General features: G+C 60.8%; 1 protein-coding gene. It reads left to right on the top strand.

Translation table 11 applies throughout. The features are described from left to right. On the top strand, nt 1-614 hold a 614-nt coding region (locus ACXRVY_RS31150), incomplete at its 5' end, for a helix-turn-helix domain-containing protein (RefSeq protein ID WP_458239226.1). Nucleotides 615-1060 lie beyond the last annotated feature (446 nt).

Raw genomic sequence — 1060 nt, 5'->3', positions numbered from 1 at the left:
TCGTCAACCAGACCCTGGCCCGGCGTTGTGGCTTCAAACACAGGGACGAGCTGCTGGGGCGCACCGCCGAAATGGTCTTCCCGGAACGCTTCGGTCCGCTGTACACCGAGCAGGATCGGCGAGTGCTGTCCAGCGGTCGTGAACTGGCCGATCAGCTGGAGCTGCATTTGTATTATGGCAATCAGCCGATCTGGTGCCTGACCCACAAACTCGCCTTGAAGGATGAACAGGGTCGAATCGTGGGCCTGGCCGGTATCTCCCGCGACCTGCAATCGCCGCAGTCGAACCATCCGGCGTTCCAGAAACTCGCCGCCGTGGATGCCCATATCCGCCGCCACTTCGCCCGCTCCATCAGCCTCGCCGAACTGACCGCCATCGCTGGCTATTCCGTGGCGCAATTGGAGCGGCACTGCAAACGGGTGTTCCAGCTCACCCCACGGCAAATGATTCACAAGGCGCGCCTGGAAGAAGGTTCGCGGTTGTTACTGCACACCGAGTTGCCGATTACCGAGATTGCCTTGCGCTGTGGTTACACCGACCACAGTGCCTTCAGCCGGCAGTTTCGGGCGCTGACCAGTTTGTCGCCGAGTCAGTATCGCGATAATCAGCGTTAGGTTTGGGGGCATATCCGTTGCTGCGGTAACGGCCACTTACGGTTCCGCTTTTACAGCGGGTCACTTGGAAGAGCCCCAAGTAACCAAGGGCTTTTGCCCCTGACGTTCGGTACCTCGCTTAGGCTCGGCATGCCCTCGCTCCGGTCCTGCTTCGTGGGCCCGCCGCCATCGGCCATCCATGGCCGGGGGCGGCTAACCCGGCATCCATGCCGGGTTGCCCACTACGCAGAACCTCCTCTCGGCCTCTCGATGGGGCGTGTACCACAACAGCAAAAGCGAGGCGGCCTACCGGCCGGCCTGATCGCAATCATCGTCGTGTTTCTTCCGCAGGAATTGACGTATGTCCGTTAATAGCAGCTGTACGCGGTCGGTGTAGGAGCTGGCGAAGCCTGCGATCTTCTGATCTTCAGCGATCGTTCTGACATCGTTGGTTCAAGGCCGCACAC

This window comes from Pseudomonas sp. P5_A2_2 (genome assembly GCF_054177685.1).
The sequence above is the reverse complement of the archived record's forward strand: the minus strand, read 5'-3'. Positions and strand labels throughout refer to the sequence as shown.